At 35.2% G+C, this 18537-nt stretch carries 14 protein-coding genes and 4 tRNA genes; 2 read left to right on the forward strand and 16 right to left on the reverse strand.

Features of this window, described 5'->3' with window-relative positions; genetic code table 11:
- Positions 1-432 precede the first annotated feature (432 nt).
- Both ACEN2F_RS12375 and ACEN2F_RS12380 read left to right on the forward strand, forming a co-directional pair.
- Positions 433-1875 carry an alpha-amylase gene (locus ACEN2F_RS12375; protein ID WP_441739508.1) on the forward strand — a complete coding sequence of 481 codons (1443 nt, stop codon included), beginning with the start codon at positions 433-435 and terminating at the stop codon, positions 1873-1875.
- Positions 1876-2059: 184 nt separating this feature from the next.
- Positions 2060-3649 carry a peptide chain release factor 3 gene (locus ACEN2F_RS12380; RefSeq protein WP_441739510.1) on the forward strand — a complete coding sequence of 530 codons (1590 nt, stop codon included), beginning with the start codon at positions 2060-2062 and terminating at the stop codon, positions 3647-3649.
- Positions 3650-3773: 124 nt separating this feature from the next.
- Here ACEN2F_RS12380 and ACEN2F_RS12385 read toward each other — a convergent pair whose 3' ends face one another.
- From ACEN2F_RS12385 to hpf, 16 genes are all read right to left on the reverse strand, one after another.
- The gene (locus ACEN2F_RS12385) at positions 3774-4139 is read right to left on the reverse strand and encodes a hypothetical protein (protein WP_441739511.1); all 366 of its coding nucleotides are present in this window, start codon (positions 4137-4139) and stop codon (positions 3774-3776) included.
- Between the two features lie 300 nt (positions 4140-4439).
- Positions 4440-4751, reverse strand: coding sequence for a DUF3467 domain-containing protein (locus ACEN2F_RS12390; protein ID WP_441739513.1), 312 nt, complete (start codon positions 4749-4751; stop codon positions 4440-4442).
- Positions 4752-4753: 2 nt separating this feature from the next.
- Positions 4754-9064, reverse strand: coding sequence for a DNA-directed RNA polymerase subunit beta' (gene rpoC, locus ACEN2F_RS12395; protein WP_441739515.1), 4311 nt, complete (start codon positions 9062-9064; stop codon positions 4754-4756).
- Between the two features lie 300 nt (positions 9065-9364).
- Entirely contained in the window at positions 9365-13177 is a 3813-nt protein-coding gene (gene rpoB, locus ACEN2F_RS12400) for a DNA-directed RNA polymerase subunit beta (protein ID WP_441739517.1), read from the reverse strand.
- 272 nt (positions 13178-13449) lie between these two features.
- Positions 13450-13818, reverse strand: coding sequence for a 50S ribosomal protein L7/L12 (gene rplL, locus ACEN2F_RS12405; protein ID WP_441739519.1), 369 nt, complete (start codon positions 13816-13818; stop codon positions 13450-13452).
- 90 nt (positions 13819-13908) lie between these two features.
- A complete protein-coding gene (gene rplJ / locus ACEN2F_RS12410; protein WP_441739521.1) occupies positions 13909-14421 on the reverse strand; it encodes a 50S ribosomal protein L10 in 513 nt (170 codons plus the stop codon).
- Between the two features lie 22 nt (positions 14422-14443).
- Positions 14444-15133: a 50S ribosomal protein L1 gene (gene rplA, locus ACEN2F_RS12415; RefSeq protein WP_441739523.1), complete on the reverse strand. Its 690-nt coding sequence runs from the start codon at positions 15131-15133 to the stop codon at positions 14444-14446.
- A 3-nt stretch (positions 15134-15136) separates the two neighbouring features.
- On the reverse strand, positions 15137-15583 hold the full coding sequence (gene rplK / locus ACEN2F_RS12420; RefSeq protein WP_441739525.1) for a 50S ribosomal protein L11: 447 nt from the start codon (positions 15581-15583) through the stop codon (positions 15137-15139).
- Between the two features lie 67 nt (positions 15584-15650).
- Positions 15651-16202 (reverse strand): transcription termination/antitermination protein NusG, encoded by a 552-nt coding sequence (gene nusG / locus ACEN2F_RS12425; protein WP_441739527.1) that lies wholly within the window; start codon positions 16200-16202, stop codon positions 15651-15653.
- 8 nt (positions 16203-16210) lie between these two features.
- Entirely contained in the window at positions 16211-16408 is a 198-nt protein-coding gene (gene secE / locus ACEN2F_RS12430; protein ID WP_126455881.1) for a preprotein translocase subunit SecE, read from the reverse strand.
- Positions 16409-16425: 17 nt separating this feature from the next.
- Positions 16426-16496: transfer RNA gene (locus ACEN2F_RS12435), tRNA-Trp, on the reverse strand.
- A 67-nt stretch (positions 16497-16563) separates the two neighbouring features.
- Positions 16564-17751: an elongation factor Tu gene (tuf, locus tag ACEN2F_RS12440; protein ID WP_441739529.1), complete on the reverse strand. Its 1188-nt coding sequence runs from the start codon at positions 17749-17751 to the stop codon at positions 16564-16566.
- 53 nt (positions 17752-17804) lie between these two features.
- A tRNA-Thr gene (locus ACEN2F_RS12445) sits at positions 17805-17876 on the reverse strand.
- Between the two features lie 79 nt (positions 17877-17955).
- A tRNA-Tyr gene (locus ACEN2F_RS12450) sits at positions 17956-18036 on the reverse strand.
- A 33-nt stretch (positions 18037-18069) separates the two neighbouring features.
- Positions 18070-18143: transfer RNA gene (locus ACEN2F_RS12455), tRNA-Thr, on the reverse strand.
- Positions 18144-18233: 90 nt separating this feature from the next.
- A complete protein-coding gene (gene hpf, locus ACEN2F_RS12460) occupies positions 18234-18536 on the reverse strand; it encodes a ribosome hibernation-promoting factor, HPF/YfiA family (protein ID WP_441739530.1) in 303 nt (100 codons plus the stop codon).
- Position 18537: the final 1 nt, after the last annotated feature.

Below are 18537 nucleotides of genomic sequence, written 5' to 3' on the forward strand. Positions count from 1 at the left end.
AAAACTAAAAAACAGCATTTTTAATTCCTGTTTTTATCGAAAGTACAAAAGTGCATCTTTCGCTATTTTTTTCTAAAACTACTGTTAAATCATACAAAGAGGATATAATTGTCGATTTTCATTTAAAAAAAATAAACCTTTGGTATTTTGCTTTTAAAGATCCAAATTAAAAAGTTTTTAACACTACAACGTTTTCGTTCTAAAATATAAATACAGTTCCGCACCTCGTTTACAAATTTGCATACATTAGCCAAAATGATATTCTTTTTAAAATACCAGTAAAAATAAATAATTTATATTTTTAAAGGTAAAAATTTTAATTATACTAAAATTAGTACTTAAATATTATTTATTTGATAATGAGTAAACATCCATGCTACTCGATTTTAATAAAAATGCCCCTGATACATTATAACCTTAAATTATTATTCTATGAAAAAACCAAATTTGAAACTTTATTTATTGACCGCTGTTCTCGCCGGCTTGTATTCCTGTAACTCAAATGATGATTTGTTAGACAATTCAACTGGAACAGCAGCGCAATTTAAAATTATAAATGTCACGAATCATGACGGTCGTCCCTTTAATACCGGGACATCAACTAATATACAAACTGGAAAATACGTCACTAATCCAGGCGGTGGCGTTATGATGCAAGCTTTTTATTGGGATGTTCCAGCTGGTGGTCACTGGTGGAATACTGTGAACACAAAAATAACGGATTGGTCAAATGCTGGCATTGGCTCCATCTGGCTTCCTCCTGTATCAAAAGCACAAAACGGACCATTTTCTATGGGATACGACCCTACAGATTATTTTGATTTTGGAAATTACAATCAAAATGGCACGGTGGAAACTAGATTTGGTTCCCGCACTGAATTAGTAAACCTAATCACAAAAGTTCACTCAGAGAACATGACAGTATATGCGGATATGGTATTGAATCATAACAGTGGTGGACAATTAGAAAATAATCCTTTTACGGGAACGCCAACCTACACTAATTTTACTAATGTAGCTTCTGGTAAATTCCCACGAACGAGTGCTGATTTTTATAAAAATTCCTATGGAAACAATGACGAAGGAGCTTTTGGAGGATTCCCAGATTTAGCACATGTAGTGCCAAATGTACAAAACTGGCTTTGGAAAAGGGAAGACGGTGTTGGGAAATATTACAAAAACACAATGAAATTTGATGGTTGGAGATTTGATTATGTCAAAGGTTTTGCTCCGTGGGTAATCCGAGATTGGAATGCAAACGTTGGCGGATTCTCTGTTGGTGAATTATGGGATTCTAACGTAGATGTACTGAATGACTGGGCTAACAACGCCAATAGCTCTGTTTTTGATTTTGCTTGTTACTATAAAATGAATGATGCTTTTGACGGGAACAATTTAACTGTTTTGAATGATGACATGATGTGGAAAAGAAATCCTCACAAAGCCGTAACCTTTGTTTCCAATCATGATACAGATGAAATTTGGAAAAAAGAGTTAGCGTATGCTTACATCTTGACGCATGAAGGATATCCCACAATTTTTTATAGAGATTATGAAGAATGGCTAAACAAAGCGAAACTGAACAACTTAATTTGGATTCACAATAATAAAGCTACAGGAACCAGTTCTATTCTATTTACAGATACAGATGAATATATTGCCCGTAGAAATGGATATAACGGCAATCCCGGATTAGTCGTGTACATCAATAATTCATCAACTTGGCAAGAAAGATGGATTCAGACCAATTGGACTAATGCTCAAATTAAAGATTTTACCGGCAATTCCTCTTGGCTACCAACTACTCAAGCGGACAAATGGGTAAAAATACAGTGTCCTCCAAATGGATATTCCGTTTGGTCGATCAATATGTAATCAAAATATTTAACAGGCTGTTTATTTAGATGGCCTGTTTAATATGCACAAAATTCAAAGGCTTTAAACAAAACCTTTAAGATTGCACAGAAATTAGTTTTCAAAACCAACGCCATTAATTAAGAGGATACATTTTTTTAATTGGCATTTATAAATAGTACTTTTGCAAGCTATTGATATAAATATGGGCTTTTTAGAAGAAATACAACGTAGAAGAACTTTCGGGATTATCTCACATCCTGATGCTGGAAAAACAACACTTACAGAAAAACTCCTCCTTTTTGGTGGTGCGATTCAAGAAGCGGGTGCCGTAAAAAATAATAAAATTAAAAAAGGCGCCACGAGTGACTTTATGGAAATTGAACGACAAAGAGGGATTTCGGTTTCAACTTCTGTTTTAGCATTTAATTACAATGACAAAAAAATAAATATTCTCGATACTCCAGGACATAAGGATTTTGCCGAGGACACTTTTAGAACCTTAACCGCAGTTGATAGCGTTATCGTTGTGATTGATGTTGCCAAAGGTGTTGAGGAACAAACAGAGAAATTAGTAGCCGTTTGCAGAATGCGAAAAATACCAATAATCGTATTCATCAATAAATTAGACCGTGAAGGTAAAGATGCTTTTGACTTGATGGATGAAGTAGAACAAAAATTGGGTTTAACTGTTACTCCTCTAAGTTTTCCGATAGGAATGGGTTACGATTTTCAAGGAATTTATAACCTATGGGAACAAAATATTAACTTGTTTAGTGGTGATAGTCGCAAAAATATCGAAGAAACAATTGCTTTCTCTGATGTTAAAAGTTCCGAATTAGAAAAAATAATAGGTCAAAAACCCGCTGATATTTTACGAGAAGAGCTAGAACTGATTGATGAAGTTTATCCAAAATTTGATCGTCAAGATTATTTAGATGGGAAATTACAACCCGTATTTTTTGGTTCGGCATTGAATAATTTTGGAGTAAGGGAATTGCTAGATTGTTTTGTTCAAATTGCTCCTTCGCCAAGACCAAAAGATTCAGAAACCAGAGAAGTTGATCCAAAGGAGGAAAAAATGACTGGATTTGTTTTTAAAATACACGCCAACATGGATCCAAAACACAGAGATCGTCTGGCTTTTATAAAAATTGTATCTGGAACTTTCGAAAGAAACAAGCCGTACTATCACGTTCGTCAGAAGAAAAACTTAAAATTCTCTAGTCCAAACGCTTTTTTTGCTGAAAAAAAAGAAATTGTCGATATTTCCTATCCTGGTGATATTGTTGGTTTACATGATACCGGGAATTTCAAAATTGGAGATACACTGACTGAAGGAGAAATTATGAGTTTCAAAGGAATTCCGAGTTTCTCTCCGGAACATTTCCGATACATCAATAACGCCGACCCAATGAAAGCAAAACAATTGGACAAAGGTATTGATCAGTTGATGGATGAAGGTGTGGCGCAATTGTTTACTCTAGAAATGAACAATAGAAAAATCATTGGAACGGTTGGAGCACTTCAATATGAAGTGATCCAATATCGTTTAGAGCATGAGTATGGTGCAAAATGTACGTATGAAAATTTTCCTGTTCATAAAGCATGTTGGGTGAAACCTAATGATCTGAAAAGTGAAGAATTTAAAGAATTCAGGAGGATCAAACAAAAATTCTTGGCGCATGACAAATATGGGCAATTGGTGTTTCTCGCTGATTCCGACTTTACGATACAGATGACTCAAAATAAATATCCAAATGTGAAATTATTCTTTACTTCTGAATTTGAGTAATTATCATTACAAGCTAACCTTATACATCGTATATCTGGACGTTTAAATCAATAAAAATAAAGACAAAAAAAACGCTAATTTTAAAAAATTAGCGTTTTTTTTATCTCTAATAATAAGATTACTTTTAAGCTATCCTGTTTTCTAGATCTACAGCTTTTTTCAAAAATGCCTTAATCAACAATCGATTTGGAGCTGTGCCTGATGTAATCACTTGCTGTTTCGCGTTGGCTCCATCGGCGGATATTGTACTGTTTAGATCTTGCTTTGAACCCATAAACCACAATATAAATTGCATACTACTTGCATTCGAAACAGATACTGTTGAAACCTTTACTTGCTCTGAACTTGTACTCTCCTCGATTGTAGACATGTCAACCAAATTATTCTTGGTTTGTGCAACAATAACTGTATTTGACGAAACAACAAAAACAAATAAGAAAAGGCTATTTAAAACTGATTTTTTTATTATTTTCACAGAATGATAGTTCATGTCAATTAGATTGATTTAAAAACGGAATCCATTTTCCCGTCTTTGGCACGAAAGTATATTATTTGTAAATGAGTTGGAAATATTCTCGACAAAGAACCATTATAGCCGTTTAAGATCCAAAATTGTTCTTTATAACGATAATTTGAATGTGAACGTGTGGCTTTTAATTCTCAAAATTATAGAAAGGTATACGTGAGAACACTAAAATAACGGAAAGAAAATAGAGTGAATCAGCATAGACGAAGACTCAATTAGTAGCTATAAAAAAAAAGGCTCCATTTCTGGAGCCTTTTTTAGATATTATGCTTGTCCTGCAGGACCAAAATTAAGCGGAATTGGTGCTTGTTCAGTATCTTTTATTTCGCCATGAGCGACTTCAAAACGGTGAATATTTTCTCCAATTGCTTTCAACAATCTTTTAGCATGTTGCGGTGTCAAGACGATTCTTGCTTTTACCTTAGCTTTAGGTATACCTGGCATGATACTTACAAAATCTAAAACAAATTCAGAGGATGAATGATTGATTATCGCCAAATTGGAATAAATTCCTTCGGCTATTTTCTCATCCAATTCAATATTAATTTGCTCTTGTTGTTGATTAGAATTATTCATACTTAGTAGATATATTCTTCTTTGTTAGCCATCATATCATTGTAATCTTCTTTTGAACCTACAATTGTATTGTCATATTCTCTCATACCAGTTCCGGCAGGAATTCTATGTCCAACAATTACATTTTCTTTCAATCCTTCTAAATAATCGATTTTACCTGCAACAGCAGCTTCGTTCAATACTTTAGTCGTTTCTTGGAAAGAAGCAGCAGAAATGAATGATTTAGTTTGAAGAGAGGCTCTTGTAATACCTTGTAAAACTGGTGTTGCAGTTGCAGTAACAACATCACGAGCCACAACAAGGTTTTTATCCGTACGTTTCAATAGAGAATTTTCATCACGCAACTCACGAGGCGTAATAATTTGTCCTTCTTTTAAAGCTCCAGAATCTCCAGCATCCTCAACCACTTTCATACCGTACAGTTTATCATTTTGATAGATAAAATCTTTAGTGTGAATTAATTGATCTTCTAAGAACAAAGTATCTCCAGGATCTTGAACTCTTACTTTACGCATCATCTGACGTATTACTACTTCAAAGTGTTTGTCGTTAATTTTTACCCCTTGCAAACGGTATACTTCTTGAATTTCATTAACCAAATACTGTTGAACAGCTGCTGGTCCTTGAATTCTTAAAATATCGTCTGGAGTAATAGCGCCATCTGACAACGGTACACCTGCTCTTACAAAGTCATTTTCCTGAACTAGAATTTGGCTTGATAATTTAACCAAGTATTTTCTAATATCACCAAATTTAGATTCGATAACAACCTCACGGTTTCCTCTTTTGATTTTTCCAAAAGAAACAACACCATCAATTTCAGATACAACTGCTGGGTTTGAAGGATTACGCGCTTCTAAAAGCTCTGTAATTCTTGGTAAACCTCCTGTAATATCTCCTGACTTAGAAGAACGACGAGGGATTTTTACCAAAACTTTACCTGCCTTAATTTTCTCACCGTTTTCAACCATCAAGTGGGCTCCAACAGGTAAGTTATACGAACGAATCAACTCATTATCTTTACCGTAAACCAATAAAGTAGGAATTAATTTTTTAGCTCTAGATTCAGAAATTACCTTTTCTTGGAAACCAGTTTGCTCATCAATTTCAACCATGAATGATTGACCTTGCTCTAATTCTTCGTAAGCAATTTTACCCGTAAATTCAGAAACGATAACTCCATTATAAGGATCCCATTTACAAATCACATCTCCTTTAACTACGGACTGGCCGTCTTTGAAGAAAATACTAGAACCGTAAGGAATATTATTGGTACTTAACAAAATACCTGTTTTTTCATCCACTAATTTCAATTCAGAAGAACGAGAGACTACAATAGTGACTGCGTTACCATCATTATCTTCACCTTTAACTGTTTTTAGATCTTCAATTTCTAGTTTACCATTAAATTTCGTAACGATACTAGACTCTTCAGAAATACCACCCGCAACTCCACCAACGTGGAATGTACGTAATGTTAACTGTGTACCAGGTTCTCCAATAGATTGTGCAGCAATTACACCAACTGCTTCACCTCTTTGTGTCATTTTACCAGTAGCTAAATTTCTACCGTAACATTTAGCACAAATACCTTTCAATGCTTCACAAGTTAACGGAGAACGTACTTCAACTTTCTCGATAGGAGAAGCATCGATTGCTTTCATGATAACTTCGGTGATTTGCTCTCCGGAGTGAACTAAAATCTCGTTGGTCAAAGGATTGATCAAATCTTGTAAAGCAACACGCCCTAAAATTCTTTCTCCAAGTGATTCAACAATTTCTTCATTTTTCTTCAATGCTGACACTTCAACACCTCTTAGTGTACCACAGTCTTCAATGTTTACAATAACATCTTGAGATACATCATGCAATCTTCTTGTTAGGTATCCTGCATCGGCTGTTTTTAAAGCAGTATCCGCAAGACCTTTGCGCGCACCGTGAGTAGAAATAAAATACTCAAGAATCGAAAGACCTTCTTTAAAGTTCGAAAGAATCGGGTTTTCAATAATTTCACCACCACCAGCTGTAGATTTTTTCGGCTTAGCCATCAAACCACGCATACCGGTTAACTGACGAATTTGTTCTTTGGAACCCCTTGCTCCAGAATCAAGCATCATATACACTGAGTTGAAACCTTGTTGGTCTTCTCTAATGTTTTTCATTGCAAGCTCTGTCAATTGAGCATTTGCTGAAGTCCATACATCAATAACTTGGTTGTAACGTTCGTTATTAGTAATTAAACCCATGTTATAATTAGCAGAAATACCTTGAACTTGTTCTCTGGCATCAGCAATTAATTTTGGTTTTTGATCTGGAATTCTAATATCACCAAGGGAGAATGACAAACCACCTTTAAAGGCAAATTTGTACCCCATGTCCTTCATATTATCCAAGAAAACTGCCGTTGTAGGCACATCAGTAGCGCTTAAAACGTGTCCGATAATATCTCTAAGGTTTTTCTTAGTCAATACATCATTGATATATCCTGCAGCTTCTGGTACTACTTCATTAAATAATACACGACCTGCAGTAGTTTTAATGATTTGGAAAACTAATTCACCTGCATCATTAAAATGTTTTGCTCTAATTTTTACAGAAGCATTCAATTCTAATCTGCCTTCATTCAAAGCAATATTTACCTCTTCAGCTGAGTAGAATGTAATTCCTTCTCCTAAAATTTTATGTTCAGGAGTTGTTAAACGTTCTTTGGTCATATAATATAGACCCAAAACCATATCCTGAGAAGGCACTGTAATTGGAGCACCATTTGCAGGATTCAAAATATTATGAGAACCCAACATTAATAGTTGTGCTTCCAAAATAGCCTCTGGTCCTAACGGCAAGTGAACAGCCATTTGATCCCCATCAAAATCCGCATTAAATGCAGTACAAACTAAAGGATGCAATTGGATTGCTTTTCCTTCAATTAATTTTGGTTGGAATGCTTGAATACCTAATCTGTGCAAAGTAGGAGCACGATTCAGTAAAATTGGGTGACCTTTGATGACATTTTCAAGGATATCCCAAACTACAGGCTCTTTCTTATCTATTATTTTCTTCGCTGATTTAACTGTTTTTACAATTCCTCTTTCTATCAATTTACGGATAACGAAAGGTTTGTATAATTCAGCTGCCATATCTTTTGGGATACCACATTCAGACAATTTCAATTCTGGTCCAACAACAATTACCGAACGAGCAGAATAATCCACACGTTTACCAAGTAAGTTTTGACGGAAACGACCTTGTTTACCTTTTAGGGAATCAGATAATGATTTCAAAGGACGGTTTGATTCTGTTTTTACAGCAGAAGCTTTACGCGTATTATCGAAAAGAGAATCTACTGATTCTTGTAACATCCGTTTTTCGTTTCTTAAAATAACTTCTGGAGCTTTAATCTCCATTAATCTTTTCAAACGATTGTTACGTATAATTACACGACGGTATAAATCATTTAAATCTGAAGTTGCAAAACGACCTCCATCAAGTGGAACTAAAGGACGTAATTCTGGTGGAATAACGGGAACAACTTTCATAATCATCCATTCTGGACGATTCTCACGGTTCAAGTTAGACTCCCGAAAAGATTCAACAACTTGTAATCTTTTTAACGCTTCAGTTTTACGTTGTTTAGACGTTTCATTGTTAGCATTATGTCGCAATTGGTAAGACAATTGATCTAAATCAATTCTGGCCAATAAATCCATTATACATTCTGCTCCCATTTTGGCAACAAACTTATTAGGATCAAAATCGTCCAAATACTGATTGTCAGCAGGAAGCGTATCTAAAATATTTAAATATTCTTCTTCTGTCAAAAAGTCTAATCTTTGTACTGATTCACCTTCTGCATTTTTTGCAATACCTGCTTGGATTACTACGTATCTTTCGTAGTAAATAATCATGTCTAATTTCTTAGATGGAAGACCAAGGATATAACCAATTTTGTTTGGAAGAGAACGGAAATACCAAATATGAGCAATTGGCACAACTAAATTGATGTGACCTACTCTATCTCTACGTACTTTTTTCTCCGTAACTTCAACACCACAACGGTCACAAATAATTCCTTTGTAACGAATTCTTTTGTATTTACCACAAGCACATTCAAAATCCTTAACTGGTCCAAAAATACGTTCACAGAAAAGTCCATCACGCTCTGGCTTGTGCGTTCTGTAGTTGATTGTTTCCGGCTTTAATACTTCACCTCTTGACTCTTTCAAGATCGCTTCAGGGGAAGAAAGGCCGATAGATATTTTATTAAACCTTTTAATTGGGTTTTTATCTTTATTATTATTTCTGTTATTCATCATAGCTTTTACTATTGATTTATTTGTAATTAAAAAATTAATTTTTGTTTTAGAAAAAAGTCAATTACCATATCTATAAAATCACGAATAACTTTACGATTTGAACTCTCAAACTTTAGACCTAAACACTACCTCGAATTACTTCTCTAAACCTCAATTAAAATATTTGAAGTGCTAATTACAAGACTTAATCAAGTCTAAGTAAAAAATCGGAACGGTTTACGAGTATAAATCCTAAAAACCTTTATAAATACCAAAGTAGAGAAACGAATAATCGCGTCTCTACTGTTGGCAAATTTTAATCTATTCTTCTAATCTAATATCAAGTCCAAGACCCTTCAACTCATGCATTAGTACATTGAATGATTCTGGTAATCCTGGTTCCGGCATAGATTCACCCTTAACGATTGCTTCGTAAGTTTTTGCTCTACCAATAACATCATCAGACTTCACAGTCAAGATTTCTCTTAATGTACTTGATGCTCCATAAGCTTCAAGTGCCCAAACCTCCATCTCTCCAAAACGTTGACCTCCAAATTGCGCTTTACCCCCAAGTGGCTGCTGCGTAATCAATGAGTATGGACCTATAGAACGTGCGTGCATTTTATCGTCAACCATGTGTCCAAGTTTCAACATGTAGATTACTCCAACTGTTGCAGCTTGATGGAAACGCTCTCCTGTACCACCATCATATAAATGTGTATGTCCAAAACGTGGTATTCCAGCTTCATCAGTCAATTCATTAATTTGATCAAGAGTTGCTCCGTCAAAAATTGGTGTAGCAAATTTTCTACCCAAGTTCATACCAGCCCAACCAAGAACAGTTTCATAAATTTGACCAATATTCATACGTGAAGGTACACCTAATGGGTTCAACACGATATCAACTGGTGTTCCATCTTCAAGGAAAGGCATATCTTCATGACGAACGATACGAGCAACGATTCCTTTGTTACCGTGACGTCCCGCCATTTTATCCCCAACTTTCAGTTTACGTTTTTTAGCAATGTATACTTTTGCTAATTTCAGAATTCCTGCTGGCAATTCATCTCCAACAGTGATTGTGAATTTTTCTCTACGCAAAGCACCTTGTAAATCGTTCAATTTAATTTTATAGTTATGAATTAAATCATTAACCATTTTATTGGTTGCATCATCAGCAACCCATTGACCTTTACTTAAGTGAGCAAAATCTTCAACAGCATATAGCATTTTTTGAGTGTATTTCTTACCTTTTGGTAAAACTTCCTCACCCAAATCATTCATTACACCTTGAGATGTTTTTCCGTTTACAATCAAGAAAAGTTTTTCAATCAATTTGTCTTTTAGTTCAACAAATTTAACCTCAAACTCCATTTCAAGTGCCCCTAAAGCATCTTTATCTTGAGTACGTTTGCGTTTATCTTTAACCGCTCTTGCGAACAATTTTTTATCTAAAACAACACCATGTAAAGAAGGAGAAGCTTTCAATGAAGCATCTTTTACATCACCTGCTTTATCCCCAAAGATTGCGCGAAGCAATTTCTCTTCCGGAGTAGGATCTGATTCCCCTTTTGGAGTAATTTTTCCAATTAGAATGTCACCTGGTTTAACTTCGGCTCCAATTCTAATCATTCCATTTTCATCTAAATCTTTAGTAGCTTCTTCAGAAACGTTTGGAATATCATTAGTCAATTCTTCGTTACCTAATTTAGTATCTCTAACCTCTAATGAATAATCATCCACATGAATTGAGGTAAAAATATCATCACGAACTACTTTTTCAGAAATTACAATCGCATCCTCAAAATTATACCCTTTCCATGGCATAAAAGCTACTTTTAGGTTACGACCTAAAGCTAACTCACCATTTTGAGTAGCATATCCTTCGGATAACACTTGACCAAAAATCACTCTGTCCCCTCTTCTTACGATCGGTTTTAGATTGATACTAGTACCTTGATTGGTTTTTCTAAATTTTATTAAATTGTATGTTTTCTCATCTGATTCAAAGCTAACCATTCTTTCTTCTTCAGAACGATCATATTTGATTGTGATAATATTAGCATCAACATATTCAACAGTTCCATCTCCTTCAGCGTTAATTAAAACTCTGGAATCAGAAGCAACCTGACGTTCTAAACCAGTTCCAACAATTGGAGCTTCAGGACGTATTAATGGTACGGCCTGACGCATCATGTTAGATCCCATCAATGCTCTATTCGCATCATCATGTTCCAAGAAAGGAATTAAAGATGCTGAAATTGAAGCAATTTGATTCGGCGCAACATCCGTGTAATCTACTCTTGAAGGTTCAATCACGGGGAAATCACCTTCTTGACGTGCAATTACGTTTTCGGCAATGATTTTTCCTGTGGCATCCATTTCAATGTTTGCTTGAGCAATCAACATTCCCTCTTCTTCTTCTGCGCTCAAATAAATTGGAGTAGTCACTAAATCAACTACACCGTTAGTTACTTTACGATACGGTGTTTCAATGAAACCCATTCCATTTACCTTCGCATAAACACCCAAAGATGAAATCAAACCAATATTTGGTCCCTCTGGAGTTTCAATTGGACATAAACGCCCGTAATGCGTATAGTGAACATCACGTACTTCAAACCCTGCTCTTTCTCTTGAAAGTCCACCTGGTCCTAGTGCAGATAATCTTCTTTTATGCGTAATCTCGGCTAGTGGATTTGTTTGATCCATAAACTGAGACAACTGATTTGTTCCAAAGAAAGAGTTGATAACAGAAGATAATGTTTTTGCATTAATCAAATCTATTGGTGTAAACACCTCGTTATCTCTAACGTTCATACGCTCTCTAATGGTTCTGGCCATACGAGCCAAACCAACGCCGAATTGTTGCGACATTTGCTCGCCAACTGTCCGTACACGTCTATTTGATAAGTGATCAATATCATCAATCTCTGCTTTGGAGTTGATTAATTCAATCAAATATTTAACTATGGTAATGATATCTTCTTTGGTCAAGACTTGCTTTTCCATTGGAGTATCTAACCCTAATTTTTTATTAATTCTGTAACGACCTACTTCACCTAAATTATAACGTTGATCAGAGAAAAATAATTTATCAATGATACCGCGAGCAGTTTCTTCATCAGGCGGTTCAGCGTTACGCAGTTGTCTATAAATATGTTCAACAGCTTCTTTTTCAGAGTTAGTTGGATCTTTTTGCAGTGTGTTATGAATAATCGCATAATCACCTTGATTGGCATCCTCCTTGTGAAGTAAAATAGATTTAACATTAGAATCTATAATTTCTTCTACATTATCTTTATCGATAATAGTATCTCTATCAAGAATTATTTCATTTCGTTCAATAGAAACGACTTCACCAGTATCTTCATCTACGAAATCTTCATGCCAAGTATTTAAAACACGAGCAGCAAGTTTTCTACCGATATATTTTTTAAGTCCTGTTTTAGAAACCTTAATTTCTTCTGCAAGATCAAAAATTTCCAAAATGTCTTTATCTCTTTCAAAACCAATCGCTCTAAAAAGAGTAGTAACTGGTAATTTTTTCTTTCTATCGATATAAGCATACATGACGCTATTAATATCTGTCGAAAATTCTATCCAAGAACCCTTAAATGGAATTACTCTAGCTGAGTACAATTTGGTACCATTTGCATGGAACGATTGTCCAAAGAATACACCTGGAGATCGGTGTAATTGCGATACAACCACACGTTCAGCACCATTAATAACAAAGGTACCACTTGGTGTCATGTAAGGAATTGTACCAAGATATACATCCTGAACAATAGTCTCAAAATCTTCATGTTCTGGGTCTGTACAATATAGCTTTAACCTCGCTTTTAAGGGTACACTATGCGTAAGACCTCTTTCTATACATTCTTGAATTGTGTAACGCGGTGGATCTACAAAATAATCAAGGAACTCCAATACAAAGTTATTTCTTGTATCTGTAATTGGAAAATTTTCCATGAAGGTATTGTATAATCCCTCGTCGCCTCTTTCGTCAGATTTAGTTTCTAATTGAAAAAAATCTTTAAACGATTTAACCTGAACATCTAGAAAATCTGGATAGTCAGGAATATTTTTTGTAGAGGCAAAATTCAATCTTTCAGTCTGATTTGTTATCATCTATGGACAAAATTTTGATTAAAAAAAAGTAATTTATTTGTGTAAAACACTGTTTAACCGATACTTTCTTTTTTTAATCAATACCTCTTTAAAAATAATATAAGAGCAAACTCTTAACATTTATTTTCTTTCATCGTATTGATTTAAAAACACTTTTGTATTTTAAACTTTAATTTATAATAAAATGGGGTAAAATTTTATTATACGAAAAATGGTTTAGGTCTTTGGATATGAATCCAAGACCTAAACCTAATTCTTAAAACCAAGTAAAACTATTTAAGTTCAACCTCAGCTCCTGCTTCTTCCAAAGATTTTTTAAGTGCTTCTGCTTCATCTTTAGTTACACCTTCTTTAATATTACTTGGTGCGCTATCAACAACATCTTTAGCTTCTTTCAATCCTAAACCAGTAAGTTCTTTAACTAACTTTACAACAGCTAATTTAGAAGCACCAGCTGCTTTTAATACTACTGTAAATTCAGTTTGAACATCCTCAGCAGCGGCTTCGCCACCACCTGAAACTACTACAGCTGCAGCAGCTGGTTCGATTCCGTACTCATCTTTTAATATTGTTGCTAATTCGTTAACTTCTTTTACCGTTAGGTTAACCAATTGTTCTGCGAATTGTTTCAAATCTGCCATTTTTTCTATCGTTTTAAAATGATTTGTAAAAATATAATTTATTATGTGCGTTCTTTTTTTTAACAAAAATAGGATAAATACCTAATTTTATTAGGCTTCCACTTCTTCTGTAACTTCTTCGCTTTTCGCAAATTGGTTCTGAAGCGCAGCAATAACTCTTTGTGCTGGTGACTGCAATAATCCAATAAGTTCGCCAATAAGCTCTTCTTTAGATTTGATAGTTGCTAATGCATCTAATTGGTCGTCTCCAATATAAACTTCAGCATTAATATAAGCTCCCTTCAATAAAGGTTTAGCTGATTTTTTTCTGAAATCTTTAATTATCTTACCCGGAGCATTTGCAATTTCAGAAATAAATATAGCACTATTACCTGTCAAAATTGAAGGTAACTCTCCATAATCATTAGCTGAAGCTTCCATTGCTTTGGCAAGTAAAGTATTTTTAACTACTTCTAGCTTAACACCAGCTTTGTAACAAGCTCTTCTTAAGTTTGTAGTTGATTCTGCATTCATACCAGAAATATCAGATACATAAATAATATTTGTACCAGCTAACTGTGCAGTTAAAACTTCAATCGCGATTGATTTTTCTTCTCTAGTCATACTAAAAATTTTTAACTACCAATTACACTGCTTTTGGGTCCAATGCAATTGCAGGACTCATCGTGCTAGTTAGGTAAATACTTTTGATGTAAGTTCCCTTAGCCGCAGTTGGTTTAAGTTTGATTAATGTTTGAATAATTTCGTGAGCATTGTCAACAATCTGTTCAGCTCCAAAAGAAACTTTACCAATCCCTGCATGCACAATACCAGTTTTATCAACTTTAAAATCGATTTTACCAGCTTTTACCTCTTGAACAGCTTTTGCAACATCCATAGTCACAGTTCCTGTTTTCGGGTTAGGCATTAAACCTCTTGGTCCTAAAATACGACCTAACGGACCTAATTTACCCATAACAGAAGGCATAGTGATAATTACATCAACATCCGTCCAACCGTCTTTTATCTTTTGTAAATAATCGTCAAGACCAACATAGTCTGCACCAGCCGCTAAAGCTTCCGCTTCTTTGTCTGGAGTAACTAGTGCTAACACTTTAACGTCTTTACCAGTTCCGTGAGGTAATGTAACCACACCTCTAACCATTTGATTCGCTTTTCTTGGATCTACACCCAAACGAACTGCGATATCAACAGACTCATCAAATTTTGCAGAAGCAACTACTTTTAATAATGCCGCAGCATCTTTAAGGGAGTAAAGTTTGTTCTTTTCAATTTTTGAAGCAGCCTCTTTTTGCTTTTTTGTTAATTTTGCCATGTCTTAAGCTTGTTTTAGAGGAGAATCTCCAGTTACAGTTATACCCATAGATCTAGCCGTTCCTGCGATCATGCTCATAGCGGATTCGATAGTGAATGCATTTAAATCCACCATTTTATCTTCGGCGATTGTTCTAATTACGTCCCAAGTAACACTAGCTACTTTCTTACGATTAGGCTCACCTGAACCAGATTTTAGCTTTGCAGCTTCCAATAATTGGACAGCAGCAGGTGGTGTTTTTACAACAAAATCAAATGATTTGTCTTTGTACACAGTAATTTGCACAGGGCAAACTTTGCCGGCTTTATCTTGTGTTCTAGCATTAAATTGCTTACAGAACTCCATGATATTAACACCAGCAGCACCTAAAGCAGGTCCAACCGGTGGCGATGGATTCGCGGCACCTCCCTTAACTTGTAGTTTAACTACTTTACTAATTTCTTTAGCCATTTTTTAAAAAATTTTACACTACAATCTTTGGAAGCGATTGTAATGGTTATTATAGATGTAACAAAAATTATACTTTTTCTACTTGCATAAAACTAAGTTCTAAAGGTGTTTTTCTTCCGAAAATTTTGACCATTACTTCTAGTTTACGCTTTTCTTCATTGATTTTCTCAACAGTTCCATTGAAACCATTAAAAGGACCATCAACAACCTTAATCGTTTCACCTATATTGAAAGGGATTGAACGAGTATCGGCATTAACAGCCAGTTCATCTACTTTACCTAACATACGATTAACCTCAGAAACTCTTAATGGAACAGGCTCGCCGCCTTTAATCTCTCCCAGAAAACCAATAACACTGGTTATAGATTTAATAATATGAGGGATTTCTCCAATTAGATTTGCTTCGATCATAACATATCCTGGAAAATAAACTTTATCTTTTATTATTTTTTTTCCTTCCTTTACAGTAACTACTTTTTCAGTAGGAACCAAAACCTGTGAAACGTAATCACCCATTTCTAGTCGCGCAATCTCAGTCTCGATATAAGCTTTAACTTTATTCTCTTGACCGCTTACTGCCCTAACGACATACCACTTTTTAATATTATTATCTGCCATAACAAAAATTATGCTTTTATCCAGTTAAAAAATCCAGCCAAAGCTTTTGCGAAAATTTCATCTACTCCCCAAGTTGCCAAAGCGAATAGTACGGAAAAAACAGCAACAACAATCGTTAGACGTTGAACTTCAGCCCAAACAGGCCAAGTAACATTTGACTTTAATTCCTCAAATGCCTCTGATATGTAATTAACAACTTTTGTCATTATGATTTATTTTTTTGCACGGGCGGAGGGATTCGAACCCCCATCAACGGTTTTGGAGACCGCTATTCTACCCTTGAACTACGCCCGTTTGTTAATAAAAGCCAGCAACAACTTTAGGTAGTTACTGGCTTATAAATTTAATACCTTATTTAGGATTAAGCTACAATCTCAGTTACCTGACCTGCACCTACTGTTCTACCACCTTCACGGATAGCAAAACGCAAACCTACACTTAATGCAATTGCACTAAGCAATACAACATCAATTGTTAAGTTATCCCCAGGCATAACCATTTCAACGCCTGTAGGCAAAGTAATGATACCTGTTACATCAGTTGTACGTACGTAAAACTGTGGACGGTAGTTATTATGGAATGGCGTATGACGACCACCTTCTTCTTTTTTCAAGATATAAACCTCTGCTTTAAAAGTAGCGTGTGGCTTAACTGAACCTGGCTTACAAATAACCATTCCTCTTTTGATGTCTTCTTTTTGAATACCTCTTAAAAGAATACCTACGTTATCTCCAGCTTCACCTCTATCAAGGATTTTACGGAACATCTCAACTCCAGTAATAGTAGAAGTTAATTTTTCAGCTCCCATACCAATGATTTCAACTGGATCTCCTGTATTAGCAACTCCTGTTTCAATACGACCTGTAGCAACAGTTCCACGACCTGTAATTGAGAATACATCTTCAACAGGCATCAAGAAAGGTTTTGCAACATCTCTTACTGGCTCTTCGATCCACATGTCTACAGCTTCCATCAATTCAATGATTTTTGGTACCCAAGCTGGATCATTATTCAATCCACCTAAAGCTGAACCTTGAACAACAGGACCATTATCTCCATCATATTCGTAGAAAGATAACAAATCTCTGATTTCCATTTCAACTAATTCAAGTAACTCCTCATCATCAACCATATCCACTTTATTCATGAATACAACCATTCTAGGAATACCTACTTGACGTCCTAAAAGGATATGCTCACGTGTTTGTGGCATTGGTCCGTCAGTTGCAGCTACAACAAGAATTGCACCATCCATTTGAGCAGCACCAGTAACCATGTTCTTTACATAATCAGCGTGACCTGGACAGTCAACGTGAGCGTAATGACGATTAGCTGTTTCATACTCAACGTGAGATGTATTAATTGTAATACCTCTTTCTTTTTCTTCTGGAGCATTATCAATTTGATCAAATGATTTTGCTTGACAGTAACCTGCATCAGACAATACTTTTGTAATTGCCGCAGTTAATGTTGTTTTTCCGTGATCCACATGCCCAATTGTTCCAATGTTTAAATGGGGCTTGTTACGGTTAAAATTTTCCTTTGCCATTTTACTTAATTTTAAATCTTGTTATATATTAATTCCTATTTCCTACTTACTTGAGCCAATGTCGGGAATTGAACCCGAGACCTCTTCCTTACCAAGGAAGCACTCTACCCCTGAGCTACACCGGCAGAGAATTCACTTTACATTCTAAATACTGAAACTTAAATCATTACAAAAAGTATAATTTAATATTTAAAATATTCATCGTGGGGAGAGCAGGATTCGAACCTGCGAAGTTTACACAGCAGATTTACAGTCTGCCCTCGTTGGCCGCTTGAGTATCTCCCCTACTTTTTTCATTACCAAATCATTACAATTTTGAGCCGGCGGAGGGACTCGAACCCACGACCTGCTGATTACAAATCAGCTGCTCTAGCCAACTGAGCTACGCTGGCGAATCAATAAAAAAAGCCCGCTATTTCTAACGGACTGCAAATGTATAGATTTTATCTCTCAATCAAAACTTTTTTTAAAAAAAAATCATATTAAATATGAGAACTTATTTTTTCTTTCCTTTTTACCAATAACCGTTCTAAAGATTCAGCAGAATGTTCTACCGCCTCTTCAAAAGTTTTACATTGCTTTTTGACTAAAAATTCATCTCCTGGAACGTTGATTTTAACCTCAGCAATTTTATTTTCTTTATCACTAGTCTTTTCAACCTTCAAAAAAACATCGGCCGACACCACCTTGTCATAATATTTTTCCAACTTGTCCATTCGGACCTGAACAAAATCTACTAGCTTTTTGTCAACTGTAAAGTTGACTGCTTGAACACTTACCTTCATA

The organism is Flavobacterium sp. W20_MBD1_R3 (genome assembly GCF_052119725.1).
In the GTDB taxonomy this organism is placed as follows: Bacteria; Bacteroidota; Bacteroidia; order Flavobacteriales; family Flavobacteriaceae; genus Flavobacterium.

Excerpts from the sequence above, each read along its gene's own strand:
- ACEN2F_RS12375 (WP_441739508.1), top strand. The coding sequence starts at position 433 with ATGAAAAAACCAAATTTGAAACTTTATTTATTGACCGCTGTTCTCGCC.
- ACEN2F_RS12380 (WP_441739510.1), top strand. The coding sequence starts at position 2,060 with ATGGGCTTTTTAGAAGAAATACAACGTAGAAGAACTTTCGGGATTATC.
- ACEN2F_RS12385 (WP_441739511.1), bottom strand. The coding sequence starts at position 4,139 with ATGAACTATCATTCTGTGAAAATAATAAAAAAATCAGTTTTAAATAGC.
- ACEN2F_RS12390 (WP_441739513.1), bottom strand. The coding sequence starts at position 4,751 with ATGAATAATTCTAATCAACAACAAGAGCAAATTAATATTGAATTGGAT.
- rpoC (WP_441739515.1), bottom strand. The coding sequence starts at position 9,064 with ATGATGAATAACAGAAATAATAATAAAGATAAAAACCCAATTAAAAGG.
- rpoB (WP_441739517.1), bottom strand. The coding sequence starts at position 13,177 with ATGATAACAAATCAGACTGAAAGATTGAATTTTGCCTCTACAAAAAAT.
- rplL (WP_441739519.1), bottom strand. The coding sequence starts at position 13,818 with ATGGCAGATTTGAAACAATTCGCAGAACAATTGGTTAACCTAACGGTA.
- rplJ (WP_441739521.1), bottom strand. The coding sequence starts at position 14,421 with ATGACTAGAGAAGAAAAATCAATCGCGATTGAAGTTTTAACTGCACAG.
- rplA (WP_441739523.1), bottom strand. The coding sequence starts at position 15,133 with ATGGCAAAATTAACAAAAAAGCAAAAAGAGGCTGCTTCAAAAATTGAA.
- rplK (WP_441739525.1), bottom strand. The coding sequence starts at position 15,583 with ATGGCTAAAGAAATTAGTAAAGTAGTTAAACTACAAGTTAAGGGAGGT.
- nusG (WP_441739527.1), bottom strand. The coding sequence starts at position 16,202 with ATGGCAGATAATAATATTAAAAAGTGGTATGTCGTTAGGGCAGTAAGC.
- secE (WP_126455881.1), bottom strand. The coding sequence starts at position 16,408 with ATGACAAAAGTTGTTAATTACATATCAGAGGCATTTGAGGAATTAAAG.
- tuf (WP_441739529.1), bottom strand. The coding sequence starts at position 17,751 with ATGGCAAAGGAAAATTTTAACCGTAACAAGCCCCATTTAAACATTGGA.
- hpf (WP_441739530.1), bottom strand. The coding sequence starts at position 18,536 with ATGAAGGTAAGTGTTCAAGCAGTCAACTTTACAGTTGACAAAAAGCTA.